Raw genomic sequence first — 16306 nt, 5'->3', positions numbered from 1 at the left:
AGCTCCTCCCATGAAATTTACATTTGTAATGTAATTTAAAAAGAATTCATTATGAAACATAAAGATTCAATTTTGTGGGCTATGGCAGCAATCCCTTTGCTAATTATCGCTTGCAATAAAAATGATGCTATGCCATCAACGTCGGCGACAACTATTACGATAGAAAATGTATTGGATTCAAAACCATTGGTCGAGTCCGGTAGCTTTAAAAACACTGGTGCTTCGCCAGTGGTTATGCCTGGCGAAGCAATTTCCATTAAGTTTTCTGCAGCCAAAGGACAAGCGCTGAGCTTTGCAACGATGTATGGTTGGTCGAATGACTTGTTTTTTGCTCCCGAAAATCCTGGCATAAAGCTGTATCAGGACAATGGAACTCCGGTTGAGGGCGATGTTTCGGCACAGATTAAATTATGGGATAATGGTACTCGTATCAATCAGATGCCAGGTGCAGCTGTAATTCACCCGGGAACAACAGAAACTGCTCCAAGAGCTATTACGGAAGTAAACGGAACCGATGCACAGGGCAATACTTATGCTCCAGCTTCTACTTTAATGAAAGCAACACTTCATTATGAAGGTAATTCCAATTTTACACTTATAATCACTAATGTCTCGGGCGGTACGACCAATCCGACCCCCTTCAGTCCCGGAGTTTGGGCGATTTCATATAACGTGGGAGGCAACCTGTTAAATCCTAATCCATTATTTGAAGTAGGAAAACCAAGTGTAAATGGCTTGACAAATATTGCGGAGATGGGAGACAATAGCGTGTTGGGGAATTACATTGATACGCAAACAGGTATTTTTACACCATTATCTCCAGTTTTGGTGGTGCTATATAAAGGCATCGAAAACCCAATATATAAAATCGGTGAAAATGACCGTGGTAAAGGACTGAAAGCTTTAGCGCAAAAAGGTGATGCATCGGGCCTGGCGGCTTATCTTAAAACACTCTCCGGTGTAAAAGCGGTTTATATCCTTCCGGCGGCTAGCTCAACAGTATTACTTCCTAAAATCGGAGCGCAGGCAGGAAGTAGCGTTTCACAGCAGTTAAGTATAGCAAGTGGAGATCGAATTGCCATTGCAAGCATGTATGGCCTTTCCAACGATTGGTTCTTTGCAACAAAAAATAATGGAATTGATGCAACAGTAAAAGGAGATGTATCCTATTCAATTGGATTGTTTGACAATGGGACAGCGATTAATCAGTTTCCCGGAGCTGGCAATGAGCAGGCAGGATTAGGTGGCACTCCTGTGACCGAAAGTAAACCAATCGGAGAAGTACCTAATCCAAATGGGTTCACCACACTGCCATCAATTTCTAGCATTATTAAAGTAACAATCAACTAATTTTTGAGGCCGGTTATACGAACGAAAATCTCATGGCTATTATTGTCCTTATTGGAGACAGGACGATCAGCAACCTATTAAATGCAGTGGCCAAAGTATCGATTGAGTTTCCATGGACAAAAAGTATCGATTCAATATTTATTAAGTAATAAACGTATTATAAAATGAAAAATCCTATAAAAACAAAATTAGCTGCGTTTGTTGCGCTGCTGTTGTTCACGACCTGCATCGCAAGCATAGCCAATGCGCAGGAGCGGTCCAGCATGCGGAGAGCTGACAGCAGGATAGATAAAATGGATATGAAGCAAATCCCTTATCGAATTCCGCAAAATCCGGAAGACATCAGTCCGTTATTGTGTGGAGAAAAAATACCGATGGCAGTATTGGTAGACGTTTCAGGTAAAAGGTTTGATCTCAATAGAGCGATTTCCCAAAAGCCGACCATTTTGGTTTTCTACCGCGGTGGCTGGTGTCCTTATTGTACCAGACAGCTTTCGGGCTTACAAGAGGCCTTTCCCGGCTTGGAAGAAATGGGGTATCAGTTGATTGCCATAAGTACAGACGAATCCGAGGGATTAATGAAAGCTGCAGCGAAAGAAAAATTAAGCTACACACTTTTATCGGATGCAGATCTTTCACTGTCGAAACAAATGGGGATTGCGTTTAAAGCTCCGAAAGACTACTGGGAGATGCTACCGAAAACAACTGGAGGTAAAGACACCGACTTGCTGCTTCCGGTTCCATCAGTATTTATACTTGATCAAAAGGGAACAATTCATTTTGAATTTATCAATCCCGATTTTAAACAAAGATTATCCTCCAATCTGCTGCTTGCTGCTGCAAGCAGTATTAAAGAAGACCTTTAAATTTCTAGCTTGTGGGCGTTAGGCTCTTACAAGAAAATGATTAAATTTAAGCGAATTGAAATGCTGTAAGTAAATGACAACATGATTAGGGAGTATAGCGATAACGCAACAGCAGCACTGTTTGTGATGCACAGTGACAACAACCAGTTTTCAGGCAGGGGACTTCGTAATGCGAATTCCCTGCCTATCAATACATTTATTTATAACAAGGGCGGCGAACAAAAAGTGACGATCGATGAGATCAGCTATACGATGCCATCAAGGTGTATACTTCCCTTGGTTTCCAATCAACATTTTGTATTTGAACAGCCCGATGTGCTGATTGCCTGGCAGTTTAATAGGGAGTTCTATTGTATCGTTGATCACGATGCTGAGGTCGGTTGCGTTGGTTTTCTGTTCTATGGTATTCGACATCCAATGTTCATTGTATTAAATGAAACTGCTGTGGAAGAAATGTCTCATCTGGAGAATGTGTTTTCAAATGAGATGATGGTAAAAGATAATTTCCAGGGTGAAATGCTGCGCACCCTTCTTAAGAGAGTGATCATCAATACCACAAGAATTGCAAAGCTCCAAAGTGAAAGTTATCAGCTATTCCCCGACGAAAAAATGGATATTGTGAGAAAGTTTGCTTTGCTACTAGAATGTAACTTTAAAGAGGAACATGAAGTCAGGTTCTATGCGGCTGCACTCAACAAATCACCAAAAACACTAAGCAATGTATTTGCGCTGTTGAAACAGTCGGCGCCATCCGTTCTAATCCGCAACAGAATAATTCTTGAGGCTAAAAGGTATCTCCATTATACCGAGAAGTCAGCGAAAGAGATCGCTTACGAACTTGGTTTTGAAAGTCCTGCTCATTTTAGCCGGTTTTTCAAGATGTATTCCGGAACAAATATTTCTGCATTTAAGAACCTTTGATCATCAAAGAGGGAGACTTTTTCTTCATGTTTATGACAACATAGATTTCGTTCAATGAGACTATGTGATTCCCCTGCATTTATAAATTACGCCAGTTGATTTCAATTAGAGCTGACTGCTTGCAAACTCTATTTTTATTGTGTTGTTATTTATTGCGGGGATCTCCAGAAGTAGGCAGGATCAAACGTAATCACGTTGTTTTTTAAATATTTGTTACTGCTTTTGTCAAACCCGCTAGGAACTAAAGAAATATATTGCAGATCAGGGGCTACGGGCCTATATCTACTTTCTGTGTTAAACTGGCTTTTATTCGTGCATTGAATCCAGTATAAATTCTTTGCCATATAATAATCCAGGTACCAAAGTTTATTTACTTTGGACTCTGCGTTTAGCTTGAGCGATTGATTATTTTTTAAACGCTCCCTAACTTCTTCAATGCTCAGTAAATTGTTGTTGTCGTCCATCACAAATGTACCATGGGAAGGATCCATCCACAACCATTTTTTTAGAGTTTCAGCATATACGCTATTGATCACATGGCAGTCAGTATCTTTGTCGTCTTTTGGCATGCATGTAACATAGCGTGACTTAAATCCCATCGCGAGATACATTTCATTTAATGTCATCGCTTTGTGCCGACAGTTGATACCTTTTCCTGTTGCCTTGTGGTAGTTGTAAAAATCGATTGCGTCAAACTCACATAGTGCCCAATTGCTGCCGTCATATTTAATGTTATTTGCTACAAAAAACATGATATTACGGATTTTCGAAATTTCGTCGCCATTACCGGCTATCGAGTCCAAGTTGAAAAAACTTTTTACCGCTAATAAATTAGGACTGCTTGTTACCTGGTAGGTAAATGTCGGCAAAGAGTCACTATTTGCAGAAACATATCCGCCTGATTGTTGCAAAAGGGTCAATTTATCGTATTGTTTCAGTTCGCCTAATGCTTTTACAAATTTTTTTTCCTTACGGAGATTATCTAAATCAGGATCATTTAAAGCATTACGATAGTCAGTATATCCCCACAAAATTGCCTTTTCAAAACTTGATACAGCTTGTTTTTTTTGATTGAGTAATGATTGCAAACAGGCAAGGTTGTAGTTTATATTCGCATTAATCTCGCTTATAGTTGTTTGATATTCCTGCTTTTCTTTTTCAGATAGTTGTAAGCTTTCCATTTTGGCTGCAATGGCGTTTAATACTGTGGCTGCTTTTTGATAATCCTTTGCCGGATAATAATTATTATATTCCTGTTCTGACTTCTTAAACTCTGAGAGAAATTTATGCCATGTCGTCGAAGCTGTCTGCGCGAATACACAGGTGGGTCAGCAGCATGAAAAGAAGAAGGTTAAATAATAGTTTCATTGGAGGTTTTAGTTAAAGTAAATAGTTTTATTGTATAAATATCAACTGTAATGTGTGCGCTTAAAAAGCTTTGTCCTGCGATTTTATACAATAGATTTTTGCTTTAAGACAACTATACCATGTGAAATATTACATTTGGCTTGTAAAATATTATCTGAATACTTTTAAATAGTTGTTGCTTAATTCGCCGTGATCGAAGATCGTCTTTAATCCATTTAAGCTCTACGCGAGTAGGAGGTATCAATGATGCACGGGTGAATATTGATATGAAATTATTTGAAAAATGCAACAAATAAACCTATTGAGTTGTTAACATTTTGAACGATATTATAAGGGATTAATGATTGTCAAATGAAAAAGATATTTTATGTGTTTCTATTTATCCAGTCCATGATGAAACTTTATGGTCAGGGGCATTACTACGGTTCATCGTTTAATCCCAACGATTATTTTGCTCCGCATGAAGGCTTTATTATACCGGTATGGTATGGTTATGCCAATATGAATTATTTCAATGGTCAGGGTAAAAAGACAGATCACTTGATTAATCCGGTTCCTGGAAATCCTACTGCTTTACAAATTGAACAAAAGGTGATCACGCATTCTTTTATCCTAATGGCAATTTACGGAGGAAAGGGAAAGATTTTGGGTGCTAATTGGGGACTGATGGTAATTCCGACAATAAACAGTCCTACCGCCAATATTGCTTTGGACTACTATTCGCAACAGACAGGTCCTGGAAGCTATGTTTTTACCAATAAGAGTTTAGGATTTGGCGACATGTATGTGCAACCAATCTGGTTATCATGGAAGCAGGGAAGGTTTCAATATGCGTTAAATTATGGCGTATGGGCGCCGACTGGGAAATATGAGCATGGTAGTTTAGATAATGGGGGACATGGGTATTGGTCACATAATATACGTGGTGCCCTAAAATACAAAGCAACTTCCAAGATCAATTTAAGTATTGCTCCTACATTAGAAATCAATCAGTGGCAAAAAAACACTGACTTTAAAGAAGGAAGTCATCTTACATTTGATTTAGGTGGTTCGTATCTACTGAATGCTCGGGGAAATGAAGTAGGGGTATTTGGCAATTATTCCAAACAAATATCCGATGATAAAGGAACGGAAGGAAGTTTTCTTTCTGACCAGAATGCGGGAATAGGTGCATTCGGATCGTATTGGATAGTACCTCATAGAATCGGTATAATGGCTCGAGTAACGCAGAATTTTGCGACTGAAAATAGATTTGGTGGGATTGCTTTTCAAACAGGCGTAAATTTCTTGATACCAGCAAAGTAACTGACATTCAAAAAACAAAGAATAATTACCAAAAAATGCCAAAACATATGATTCCTTGATCGTTCACATTTCAATACAACTCTGATTTTTTGAAATGTGATATTTAAGAAAGCTTGTGCATAATAAAAGCTTATACCTTTCAGGAGCTTGTGCCGTCAGCATTCGGACTTCATCTATTTTTTAGACTCTAGTTAAATAAGAGTAATATTTACGTTCCTTTTTATTTTGTATTCAAGATTCATTTAATAGACTCGCTGAGACTTCATCGTGTTAGTATTTATTTGAGGATCTCCTGTTTCTTGATCTTAGTAGATATTCTGATACCGTTGACCATTCAGATTCGAACAGCCATAATTACTAAACACTAATATATTTTTTGAGTACTTCAAGAAGGTCTGCCCGCCGTATCGGTTTGGGAAGAAAGTCATTCATTCCGGATTCAAGGCATTTTTCTTTTTCCCCCAGCACATTTCCAGCGGTAACGCCTATGATAGGTATATGTTGATATGCAGACAGCATTCTAATATGTTGTGTTGCCTCAATACCACTCATGATCGGCATTTGTACATCCATAATAATAAGGGAAAACTGCTTTTTTTTGCATTCTTCCAAAGCCTGTAAACCATTAGCTGCTTCCGTTAGAAGTATATTGGGAGCAAGAGACTTCATTATCCTATTGTTCAGGACCATATTCACTGGGTTATCATCAACCAAAAGTACGTCTAACTCTCGTGCAAATGCATGCGAATCTTTCTCAGTCTGATCCTGAATAATTTCTATTACTGTACTTCGGTCTACCTTTTTAAGGGTTTTGTATAGATCATGTGATTTTATAGGCTTCAATAGCAAATGTGTATTTTCTATTTTCCTAACCGATGTAAGTATATCCAGTTCTTCCGAAGAAGACGAAAGTACTATAAATGGAGCAACTTCTTTTCGCTGATTTAACAAGCCTTTTATTTTTTCTATTGTTTCCAATCCGGACATGATAGGCATATGATAATCCATCAGAATGACATCGAACCGCTCACCTTTCAACATGATATCCAAGGCTTCCATTCCATTAGAAGCTAACGTGGATTTGATATTTTTATAGGTAAGCATGTGTTCAAGAATAATCCTGTTGCTTTCATTATCATCCACCACTAAGGCAGTTTTAATTGTCGTTTCATCCTCTTCTTTCCATTCAGACATTTCGTAAGGAACCTCAAGATCGAAGAAAAATACAGAACCGCTGTCCATTTCGCTGGTCAGCGACAAATGACTTCCCATATATCCCAAGATATTGTTCGAGATGGTTAGTCCCAGTCCTGTGCCGCCAAATCGTTTACTGATTGAACTGTTTTCCTGGGTAAAGGCATCAAAAATATATTTCTGTTTCTCTATAGGAATGCCGATTCCAGTATCTCTTACCGAGAAGCGCAAGGCAATCGTATGATCATCCATGCGCAATTTCTCTACTTTTAGTTCGATCTCGCCCTTTTCTGTGAATTTTACAGCATTTCCTAACAGATTGATCAAGATTTGTTTTAATCTGACTTCATCAATGAAAAGTATTTTTGGGAGGCCAGGCTCAACGTTGAGAAGAAGTTCGATGTTTTTTTTCTGGGATTGATAAAGAATAACATTGATGACTTGGCTTAACATATCATACACATCACTTTTTTCAATCAAAAGGTCCATTTTTCCGGATTCTATTTTAGAAAAATCCAGTATATCATTGATGATGCTAAGGAGGTTTTCCCCTGATTCATTGATGTAATTTAGATATTGCGTCTGTGTTTCATTCAGTGGTGTCCGGAGGAGGAGGTCTGAAAAACCAATAACTCCGTTCAAGGGAGTACGGATCTCATGACTCATATTGGCCAGGAATTCGGATTTTGCCCTGCTGGCTATATCTGCAGTTTCCTTGGCATTTTTCAGTTCCTCGTTTATTTTTACGGCATTTGTAATATTCTGTATGGAAATAATTATACCTCCAACCTCATCTTTTGTAAGATACCAGGGTCCGACTTTAAGATCGTAATGTTGAATTTCTTCTTTTCCTTCCACCTTTAGTGCAAAATCCCCGTCGATGTACGTTTCTCCCAAAAGCGCATTCCTGTAAATCTTTTTTCTTTCTTCGGGAATATTGGGCGATATTGTAAACAGGTTATTGCCGATAAGGTCGACATTATTCATACTAAATTCATCTCGCCATCTGCTGCTGACGGCAACGTAGTTAAGGGCTTTGTCAAGCATCGCCAAAGGAATAGGAACATCTGTAGCACAGGACTGCATCATAGCTTCCTTCTGAGCAACTTCCAGAAACATTTTTTTGAAGGCATCAATGTTCTGAATAATTCCAAAAACCCTGTGGCAAACTTCATTTTCAAATTCGGGAATTCCTTTTACTCTTACCCAGATGGTGACACCGTCATTACGCAGAAGTTGTAGCTCCTCATCAAAAGAGATCCCTTGTTGTACTGCTCTGTTGAATAGAAATTCTATTCTCTCTCTGTTTTTTCCTTCGTAAAATCCAAGGACATTTTCAAAAGTTGGTTGGAAATTAATGTTAGTTTTATGAATTTCTCGTACACTTTGAGACCAGGTGAGCTTTCCGCTCTTTATATTGACTTCCCAGCCTCCCACTTGGGCAACCGCGCTTGTTTCCTCGAGCATTTCCTTCGTATAAAACAGATCTTTTTCCAACTTATCGCGGCGCATAATGTCCGATTTTAGTTGAATATAAACGAAAATGGTGACGCCAATGGCCGCAACCGCTGAAAAGATAATGAATAAAACGGTCCGTTTGGTGGAGTTATTCAGATCTTCATTTTTTAGGGCAAGCTGAACTTCCTCGTGTTTTACAAATTCCTGAACGAGCATTCGGCATTTATCCATGGCCATCTTGTTTTGAACAAGTTCCTCTGGAGTCATTACTATTCCCTTAGTACGATTATCAATCAACAAGACATATTCTTTCATCAACCTGTCTGAGGTATGCAGCAGTTCATGAAGGATATTAATCTGGCGTTTATCGTTAAGATTAAATTTATCTTTGTTAGCAACAAGCAGCGGATATTCATTCCTGCTTTTATTGAAAGGTTCAAGAAAATTTTCACGGCCGGTAAGCTGATATCCCCGATTGCCTGTTTCGGCATTTAACAGCGTGTTTAAAATATCTTTTATTAAACTGATAGACTCCTTCGTTTTTAAGAGGCTTTTCCTGCTCTCCATCTGGTTATGTATGCTAATATAAGATGCTATAGAACCCGCAATCAGTAGTATCAAAGAAAGCATTACACCTATCTGGAGATTTCTTATAATTTTTTTTGGCATTGGTCGGTAGTTTACTGTTAAGATACTAAAAAAGTAGAATTGTATCTCTAATCAGTCAGTAATATTTGATGGCTTTCATCATGTTTCTACGAGATAGCTGATATTGGAGATTTCACCTATTGAGATCATGCGATTCCACTTTAGCTAGCCTGAAACAACAGCTTTTCTGCCGATAGCGTTTATTATTTTTTGTATTTTGTTATTGCATAACCGTCAAATCTTATTAATTCTAATTCTTCCTTTCCTTTCGGTATGTTGTAATAAAAGTTATAAAATTGAACAACTTTACCGCTAGGGAAACCTTTGGTAAATTTTGAAGTTATTGCCGATTGTTTGATTATTTCTGAATTCTTTTTCACAAGAGTTGCCATTGTTCCGTTTCCATAAATTTTGACGTCGCAACTATCCTTTGGTAGCAATGTAAAAGTATTTGATAGAAGAGCTTCTCTTTCTTTTAATATCCATTCTTTTTTCATCCCTCGTAATTGTGCCACCTCAAATTCTGCGTTTTGGATAATTTCCAAAACGTTATTGCTATTTTTATCATTTAAATCTTTCGTCAGGTTGGTAAGAGCACTATACAGGTTGTCAAGTAGTTCTGTTGAATTCTTTAATTGAACTGATTTATTTAAGGAAGATAGTTCGACAGGAATTTTGGCATTAAACTTTATCGTTTTCAAGAAGTAACCACTTTTAATGTTTTCTTGAGTAATATCATCATCTGATAATTCATAATTTACTAAAATATTTTCTTTGGGAAAATCTGATTCATTGGAAATGATTGATATTCCTTGGGCTGACCTGACTAATAGAATTTTTAAAATCGGATTTCCTTGCTTTTTATAATTGGATAAGTCAATTAGTATTTTTAACTCTTGTTCGCCATTTTTGTTGATCGCAATGTCAATAAAGTTTGGAATTGTGTTTCCAAAGAATTCAAGCCCTTTGACTACAGGATAATCATTTATTGAGATTTCAGTAGGATAATAAAACGTCGGTTGGATACCATAGTTGCTCTTGTCCGCATTATATTTTAGTTTATCCAAAATTTCTGTCTTACTTTCTTGTCCTTTACAAGAGGCTAAAGTCAGTAAAACAATAATTGATAACATATATTTTTTCATAAGTCAATTTTGTTGGAGCGTGTTGGTTTAATATTTCGGCCAACGCTATTAAACAGCTTTCCGATATACTAGCCGTATTGCTTAAGAAGTATTGGTAATTGTCAAATGTAAAAATATCAATTTTTGCAGTGTAAACCGTTTACAATTCGCTGACTATCGTTTAAAATTCGTTAAAAAGGATGTTATTCAATTTCATATGTTGTTCTGTGATAACATACTTATCGATACAATACACATAAATAATAGCTTACGAACCCAGGAAATTCCCATTGTATTTCTATATAACTAAGTAGCTAATTTACATAACTAATTTGTATCTTAATGCAACAGTTCTCTGTGAAAAAATCAATAAATACTATTTTTTTGATGATACTAATTATTAGACTGTCTTGCTTCTCATGCATGATTTACGGACAGAAATATTTTGATTTAGACCTTTCAGGACGATATGAGTCTTATATAGGACGATATATTATGCGATAAAATGAGGTATACTTAAGTTTTATTATAAGTTCTTAGGCCATTATCAATTTAAAGGGGCATAAAAGCCCCAGTGAATTGCAGCATAAAATACCAGATGCCTCTAGACGGTTTTAAATACCCAGCTGAAAGAACTGGAAGACCATGAACTTATCAGCAAGAAAATTTATCCTGTTGTACCACCAAAAGTAGAATATTCACTCACAGATTTTGGAATGACGCTGATCCCAGTAATTTCCGCACTTGGATATTGGGGAGACCAGAATGAAGATAGACTGAGAAGAGTAATTTTAAAAAGAATTTCAGAATGATAAAAAGGGTGAGGATAGTCGCCTTTTTCAGAATAGGTGGGTATGCAAAATTTACCACTGTTCAGCGAATCGTAATTTTCTGCTCACGGATTTTAAATAGAGGGCCATGGGTATTGTCGAATACCTTATTTTTATTTTGGAATAATAGAGAGCTGCAACGGAATAAACTAAAAAAGTTATTGCTATGCTTAGTGCTTACATCTGAACAAAGGGTTATGAAATCAATTGGCAAATTTCTTCAATGGTCTGTGGCTGCTGCCTTCATCTTTGTCATCGTTTTCTGGGGCAACAGTTACCGTTATTTTGTTTACGCGCTGGTATGCTCTTCTCTGCTTTATTTCCCTTTGCAAAAAATAATCCTTAGCAAATTAGGTAAAGGAGATGGTCGGGATGAAGTCCGCTATAATGTGAATGGAAAGCGCATAACAATGCGAAGTGGCAATCGCATAGCGTTTGTTGTTCTGTTGGCAGCAGTGTATGTTTTAATAATTTCCGTTTTTTCTGTAAGTCCATCTTTGGAGCGTAAAGAGTTTGCGCGGACGCATCCGAGCTGGATTGCAACAGCGCCCGCTATCATAAACTTCGAATCTAAAATACATAGAGGCAAGACAAAATACGCCTATTTAAATGTCGAATACCGATATACTGCCAATGGACAGCTATACTTGCGGAAATTAGATAAGGCGGAAAAGCAGTATGCATTTTTACCTATTGTGAGCCAGCGACGTTTTGAGCAGATGCGAACCGAACTGCTGGATAGAGCAAATGGAATAATAACTAATAAGGAATACATATTGTTTTACAATCCACAAAATACTGAACAGCAGAAGTTTTGCCTTGCAGACGATTCTTTTTATCTGCAGGGATCTTGGCTGTACGATATATTGTTTGTCTATTTATTACTATTCTTATTCATTGTAATCATCGCGTTTTTGTTTAGAAAAGACTACAATAATAGGATGAAAAAATCTAATTCGACCATTCATTATTACCGTCGTACAGATTATTATGAAAACAGGTAAAGTTTGCGTACTACAGGATTAATTTAGAATGTCTAAACTGGTTTCTGCTTGGAGATTTCTACTTAAAAAGCAGCTGTTTGTAAAAATTGTCTTATATTTCATTTCAATTTTTACCGTCGGCCACTTTGATTATGGAAATTAGATCCCTGGAAAAAATAGATCCTGAAATTTTGTTTTATGCATTTCAGAGAGCTTTTGCCGAATATGAAATGCAATTGGATAAAAGTCAGCTCTTGGCTATGCTCAAGAGGCGCGGTTTTAGGCCTGATCTTTCCTTTGGGGTTTTTGACGGTGATGCTATCGTATCTTTCACCTTTAACGGGATCGGTGATTTCGATGAGGTTTTAACGGCTTATGATACGGGGACAGGTACTCTTAAAAATTATCAGGGACAAGGACTTGCCACATCGGTATTTAATTATTCGATTCCCTATCTGAAGAAGGCTGGAGTCCATAATTATCTGCTGGAAGTACTGCAGCATAATAAAAGTGCCGTATCGGTTTATAAAAAGATCGGCTTTACTGTGGTCCGAAAGTTCTTTTATTTTAAGCAAAAGATTGAGGCAATTACTTTATTGGCCAAAAGTTCAACCTTTAATATAAAACCAATAGATATTTTTGAATATACTGAAATTGAAACTTTTTGGGATTTTAAACCATCCTGGCAAAATAGCATTGAATCAATTCGTAGGTCTTTCGACAATTTTATTTGCACAGGCGTTTTTTCAGAGGATAAGCTGATTGGATATTGCGTATTTGAGCCAGGATCAGGAGATATTACACAACTGGCGGTAAATAAAGAACACAGAAGAAAAGGTGCTGGTACCCTATTGCTTCAGCATATAATAGAGACTATGCAAACTGACGCTATAAAAATTATCAATACAGACATTAGCTGTGAATCTATGACAGCTTTTCTGAAATCCGTGAATATTGAACCAGTTGGAAAGCAATATGAAATGATCAAAAGGCTGTGACAAATTTCCGATTCCTTTTTTCTTTTCTCACGATCCCATTTTCTTTTTTGTTTAAAAAAAGGAAATTAATAGGGATGCAAAACTACTTGTTGATTTAAATATCAGGTAACGATGCAGATGATTTTTTTATTGTCTTTTCTAAAAAATTAACGTTGATGAGTGAGGATTTGAAATAGGAAACTATTTACCAAGTCTAATTATTTCATTTTCAATATCATGGTAAAGCAGGATTTTCCATTGTTCTTCTTGTGCTCTTTGCTTCCAAATGATCCGTTTTTCCATTGCTTTTTTGCCATCATAATCAGTTTTAAATGCTATTTGATAGTTTAGATATCCCATTTGAGGAAGATTGTCTGCACCATAAAAAGCGGTTTCTCCATCTTCCTTAATCCAGAAAACCTGATGATAAGGGGTATGTCCGCCAGTCACTTCGAAATCAATTTCTGAAGTAATACTTCCTTTATCAGAATCCATCCAGACAATATTGGCATTCTCAACAATGAACTTCAAAACATCCAAATCAAAAGAAGGACTCCCTTCTTCTGAGAGCGCAAAATCATATTCACGCTTTTGCAGATAGACTTCGGCATTTGGAAAATTAAGCGTCCAATCATTTTTCTCTCTATTCACAAGTCCGTCAATGTGATCTTTGTGCAAATGAGAAAGCATAACTAGCTTGACATCTTTTGGTTGGAAACCTGCTTTTATCATGTTGCTATGAATTTTTGGGATACCGTTTCCCATCCAGCCTAATCCTGCATCTAGTAGCACTAGATTGCCAGCTGTTTCAATAAGAAAAGGCTGCACCGCCATCTTTAAATTTTTATCGTTTTCCGTATCTTCTAGATAGGTGAAATTTTTGTTCTTATCTACACTGAAATCACCGTCTTTTAAAGGATATATTTTCATTTGTTGTTATTTAATCTCACTTATGCTATTGACCGATAAAGCGTATTAAACAAAACTAAACATCCCAAAAGCAAAATCCTCATTCTATTGAATTAATTACGGTTCCCGTAGAGATATCAACGAAATTTCAAGACGGAATACCCAATTCTTGATTTTTCAACGTTTGCCCTTAATACATGTTTAAGAATGGTCTAAAAAGCTATTGGATTTGAAAGTTTATTGAATTTTCCAAATCATCCTTTTCTAACTCAAGAAAGTAACTAGAGAGAATTGCAGCGATTGAATAGCAGATTATTGGTTACATAACTCCAACGGTATTAAACAAATAGATTGTGGCGCCAATGCCAAGAATTGTGGTAGAAACCAAAATTAGTTGTAACCATTTTGTGCCCATTTTACTATGTTTGTTAAGCCCGTAGATGACTAAAATATAAATAAGTAGGGTGGGTAAAGAGAAGACAAGACTTACCGCAGGTAGCATGAGTGTAACCACCACTACTTGATCTGACTTTGGCTACGCCTAAAAATTGTCAGATATCATTATCGTCCAAATAATTTTGATAAAAATCCTTTTTTAATTGGCTTCTCAATTCCCCAAATTAATTCCGTTTCGTGTCGTTTTGCTTTGTCAATGTTCGGCCCGAATTTGCCCCACGCAAATCCGCTCTGAATTTGTTTGTTTCTCAAGTCTGCAATTACAAAATTGTCAGGAAGTGATAGTGCAAAGTTTTTCAAAGTTGTGTCTTTAGATTGTCTTGCATTTTCAAGTTCAATAAATCCATCTCCTTTGCTCCAAATATCCATAACCACTTTTTCGTGAATAATATCAAGGTTTGACTTATTCCCATTTTTTCCAAAATCGTCGATGTGTTCTATAAACTGAGTTAAGTTGTCCGAGTGTTTTACGATTACAGCTGGGGCGTGGCACACATAAAACACGCTTCCCCAACTTCCACTGTTGTCAACATCTAAAATCCAAAAATTTCCGAGTCCGTCTCCCGCAAGTTGAACTGAATTAGGAAAAAACTCTTAAAATCCAAATTGACCTACTCCGTCAAATGTGACTTCTTCAAATCCGAAAAATTCAAAACCGCTTGCAAATTTTAGTAATTCTCTTATCTCTGGCGGAATTTGTCCTGTCGGCAGTCGTCTGACTAATTCGTCAATCTGCTGGTTGGTCAAACCTTCTTTTAGTTCTACTTTATATTCGTCACCATCTTCTGAAATATATTGTTCTGTCAAAATGGACGTCAGTCTTTCTATTGGTGTCATAAATTCAATTTTGCTGTCTTGGTGTGTTTTGTTATGCTTGCAGCTAACTTTTTGCTAATACCTTGTTGGTGGTAGTTTTTTATTTAATCCACTTTTCTATTATTTCAATGAATGGGTTTTGCTGGTCAACAAATGGATAATGCGAGCAATTGTCAATTGTCTTGAAATTCTGTTTTCCAACTATTTTCTTCATATCACTTAATTGCTTTTCTGAAAAGATTTTGTCTTGCAAACCATAAATTGCAAATAATTTTACATTCTCTTTTTCTAGTTTTTTTAAAATAGGTTTGGTGTCAATATTATTTTTGTTTTCATTTTTATAGAACAAAATAGGGGCGTCGTCATTTCGGATATTGCTTTTTCCATATTCACTATTTTCATAATTTTCCCGCAATTGGTTTGCTTCATTTGTCGGAAATGGCATTTTGAAATAGTTGTTCATACTTGCAATTTCATAACATTGCTTTCTGTATTCAGCCGAATTTTTAGCTAATCTTTCAATTTCAGAAATTTTGGAAAGCATTAAAGTGTCATTCTTTTTTTTGTAGATTTTTCGTGTCGTTTCCAAAATATGGTTATACGTTTCTTGTTGGGAAAAAAGTGCACCTGCAAGAATTAATGAACTTACTTTTTCAGGATTTTGTTCTGTAAAAAGTGTTCCAACCAAACCACCAAAACTATGAGCAATGATATTTGCTCTTTTGATGTTATATTTTTCGTAAATGCTATTTAAATCACTAATTGCTTCTTGAAAAGTAAATGTTGCAGTTGTGTCGATTGAACGACCTTCACCACGTCTGTCATAAACGATAACATAAAAACCTTTTCCGGCTAAATTTTCTGCAGTTGTTCCCTCGAAGAGTGTCGAGTTTCCTCTTGGTCCGCCGTGAATGAAAATTATTGTCGGATTTTCACTCTTTCCGTATGTTTTTGAGTAAATCTTTTCCGTTTGAGCTTTTCCAATTATTGATGTTAGCGTACAAAAAAGTAGTAAAAAAATTTTTTTCATTTTAAGGTGCTATGTTCAGTTATGAATTCAGATAAAATTATCGGCAATGGGGCAACGACTTGGCGAAGTAG

Annotated in this window: 14 protein-coding genes; 7 read left to right on the top strand and 7 right to left on the bottom strand. The window is 36.6% G+C overall.

All coding sequences use genetic code 11. The features are described 5' to 3' along the window. The first annotated feature begins 51 nt into the window (after positions 1 to 51). The 3 genes from K2F45_RS16555 to K2F45_RS16545 all read left to right on the top strand — a co-directional run bounded on the left by K2F45_RS16555 (position 52) and on the right by K2F45_RS16545 (position 3137). Positions 52 to 1350: a spondin domain-containing protein gene (locus tag K2F45_RS16555; RefSeq protein WP_075993141.1), complete on the top strand. Its 1299-nt coding sequence runs from the start codon at positions 52 to 54 to the stop codon at positions 1348 to 1350. A 164-nt stretch (positions 1351 to 1514) separates the two neighbouring features. Then, a complete protein-coding gene (locus tag K2F45_RS16550) occupies positions 1515 to 2216 on the top strand; it encodes a peroxiredoxin-like family protein (protein WP_075993140.1) in 702 nt (233 codons plus the stop codon). An 81-nt stretch (positions 2217 to 2297) separates the two neighbouring features. Beyond that, positions 2298 to 3137 (top strand): AraC family transcriptional regulator, encoded by an 840-nt coding sequence (locus tag K2F45_RS16545; protein WP_075993139.1) that lies wholly within the window; start codon positions 2298 to 2300, stop codon positions 3135 to 3137. Positions 3138 to 3286: 149 nt separating this feature from the next. Here the strand turns inward: K2F45_RS16545 and K2F45_RS16540 are convergent, their stop codons facing one another. After that, positions 3287 to 4318, bottom strand: coding sequence for a transglutaminase-like domain-containing protein (locus K2F45_RS16540; RefSeq protein WP_248931908.1), 1032 nt, complete (start codon positions 4316 to 4318; stop codon positions 3287 to 3289). 538 nt (positions 4319 to 4856) lie between these two features. Here K2F45_RS16540 and K2F45_RS16535 point away from each other — a divergent pair. After that, positions 4857 to 5810 (top strand): transporter, encoded by a 954-nt coding sequence (locus tag K2F45_RS16535; RefSeq protein WP_248931907.1) that lies wholly within the window; start codon positions 4857 to 4859, stop codon positions 5808 to 5810. Between the two features lie 357 nt (positions 5811 to 6167). Here the strand turns inward: K2F45_RS16535 and K2F45_RS16530 are convergent, their stop codons facing one another. Both K2F45_RS16530 and K2F45_RS16525 read right to left on the bottom strand, forming a co-directional pair. After that, a complete protein-coding gene (locus tag K2F45_RS16530; RefSeq protein WP_216640371.1) occupies positions 6168 to 9029 on the bottom strand; it encodes a response regulator in 2862 nt (953 codons plus the stop codon). 284 nt (positions 9030 to 9313) lie between these two features. Continuing rightward, a complete protein-coding gene (locus K2F45_RS16525; RefSeq protein WP_088161977.1) occupies positions 9314 to 10255 on the bottom strand; it encodes a hypothetical protein in 942 nt (313 codons plus the stop codon). 605 nt (positions 10256 to 10860) lie between these two features. Here K2F45_RS16525 and K2F45_RS16520 point away from each other — a divergent pair. The 3 genes from K2F45_RS16520 (at position 10861) to K2F45_RS16510 (ending at position 13045) form a co-directional block, all read left to right on the top strand. Continuing rightward, positions 10861 to 11046 (top strand): winged helix-turn-helix transcriptional regulator, encoded by a 186-nt coding sequence (locus tag K2F45_RS16520; protein ID WP_317042057.1) that lies wholly within the window; start codon positions 10861 to 10863, stop codon positions 11044 to 11046. A gap of 215 nt (positions 11047 to 11261) precedes the next feature. Continuing rightward, positions 11262 to 12068: a hypothetical protein gene (locus K2F45_RS16515; RefSeq protein ID WP_075993134.1), complete on the top strand. Its 807-nt coding sequence runs from the start codon at positions 11262 to 11264 to the stop codon at positions 12066 to 12068. Between the two features lie 131 nt (positions 12069 to 12199). After that, a complete protein-coding gene (locus tag K2F45_RS16510) occupies positions 12200 to 13045 on the top strand; it encodes a GNAT family N-acetyltransferase (RefSeq protein ID WP_088161976.1) in 846 nt (281 codons plus the stop codon). Between the two features lie 180 nt (positions 13046 to 13225). Here K2F45_RS16510 and K2F45_RS16505 read toward each other — a convergent pair whose 3' ends face one another. The 4 genes from K2F45_RS16505 to K2F45_RS16490 all read right to left on the bottom strand — a co-directional run bounded on the left by K2F45_RS16505 (position 13226) and on the right by K2F45_RS16490 (position 16235). After that, positions 13226 to 13954 carry an MBL fold metallo-hydrolase gene (locus K2F45_RS16505; protein WP_248931906.1) on the bottom strand — a complete coding sequence of 243 codons (729 nt, stop codon included), beginning with the start codon at positions 13952 to 13954 and terminating at the stop codon, positions 13226 to 13228. A 540-nt stretch (positions 13955 to 14494) separates the two neighbouring features. Further along, the gene (locus tag K2F45_RS16500; RefSeq protein ID WP_248931905.1) at positions 14495 to 14758 is read right to left on the bottom strand and encodes a hypothetical protein; all 264 of its coding nucleotides are present in this window, start codon (positions 14756 to 14758) and stop codon (positions 14495 to 14497) included. Between the two features lie 225 nt (positions 14759 to 14983). Then, on the bottom strand, positions 14984 to 15226 hold the full coding sequence (locus K2F45_RS16495) for a hypothetical protein (RefSeq protein ID WP_248931904.1): 243 nt from the start codon (positions 15224 to 15226) through the stop codon (positions 14984 to 14986). A 79-nt stretch (positions 15227 to 15305) separates the two neighbouring features. Next, complete coding sequence (locus K2F45_RS16490) at positions 15306 to 16235, bottom strand: alpha/beta hydrolase (RefSeq protein ID WP_088161934.1); 930 nt, start codon at positions 16233 to 16235, stop codon at positions 15306 to 15308. Positions 16236 to 16306: the final 71 nt, after the last annotated feature.

The sequence above is a fragment of the Sphingobacterium siyangense genome (assembly GCF_023277505.1).
Taxonomy (GTDB): domain Bacteria; phylum Bacteroidota; class Bacteroidia; order Sphingobacteriales; family Sphingobacteriaceae; genus Sphingobacterium; species Sphingobacterium siyangense.
The sequence above is the reverse complement of the archived record's forward strand: the minus strand, read 5'-3'. Positions and strand labels throughout refer to the sequence as shown.

Excerpts from the sequence above, each read along its gene's own strand:
- K2F45_RS16555 (WP_075993141.1), top strand. The coding sequence starts at position 52 with ATGAAACATAAAGATTCAATTTTGTGGGCTATGGCAGCAATCCCTTTG.
- K2F45_RS16550 (WP_075993140.1), top strand. The coding sequence starts at position 1,515 with ATGAAAAATCCTATAAAAACAAAATTAGCTGCGTTTGTTGCGCTGCTG.
- K2F45_RS16545 (WP_075993139.1), top strand. The coding sequence starts at position 2,298 with ATGATTAGGGAGTATAGCGATAACGCAACAGCAGCACTGTTTGTGATG.
- K2F45_RS16540 (WP_248931908.1), bottom strand. The coding sequence starts at position 4,318 with ATGGAAAGCTTACAACTATCTGAAAAAGAAAAGCAGGAATATCAAACA.
- K2F45_RS16535 (WP_248931907.1), top strand. The coding sequence starts at position 4,857 with ATGAAAAAGATATTTTATGTGTTTCTATTTATCCAGTCCATGATGAAA.
- K2F45_RS16530 (WP_216640371.1), bottom strand. The coding sequence starts at position 9,029 with ATGGAGAGCAGGAAAAGCCTCTTAAAAACGAAGGAGTCTATCAGTTTA.
- K2F45_RS16525 (WP_088161977.1), bottom strand. The coding sequence starts at position 10,255 with ATGAAAAAATATATGTTATCAATTATTGTTTTACTGACTTTAGCCTCT.
- K2F45_RS16515 (WP_075993134.1), top strand. The coding sequence starts at position 11,262 with ATGAAATCAATTGGCAAATTTCTTCAATGGTCTGTGGCTGCTGCCTTC.
- K2F45_RS16510 (WP_088161976.1), top strand. The coding sequence starts at position 12,200 with ATGGAAATTAGATCCCTGGAAAAAATAGATCCTGAAATTTTGTTTTAT.
- K2F45_RS16505 (WP_248931906.1), bottom strand. The coding sequence starts at position 13,954 with ATGAAAATATATCCTTTAAAAGACGGTGATTTCAGTGTAGATAAGAAC.
- K2F45_RS16500 (WP_248931905.1), bottom strand. The coding sequence starts at position 14,758 with ATGGATATTTGGAGCAAAGGAGATGGATTTATTGAACTTGAAAATGCA.
- K2F45_RS16495 (WP_248931904.1), bottom strand. The coding sequence starts at position 15,226 with ATGACACCAATAGAAAGACTGACGTCCATTTTGACAGAACAATATATT.
- K2F45_RS16490 (WP_088161934.1), bottom strand. The coding sequence starts at position 16,235 with ATGAAAAAAATTTTTTTACTACTTTTTTGTACGCTAACATCAATAATT.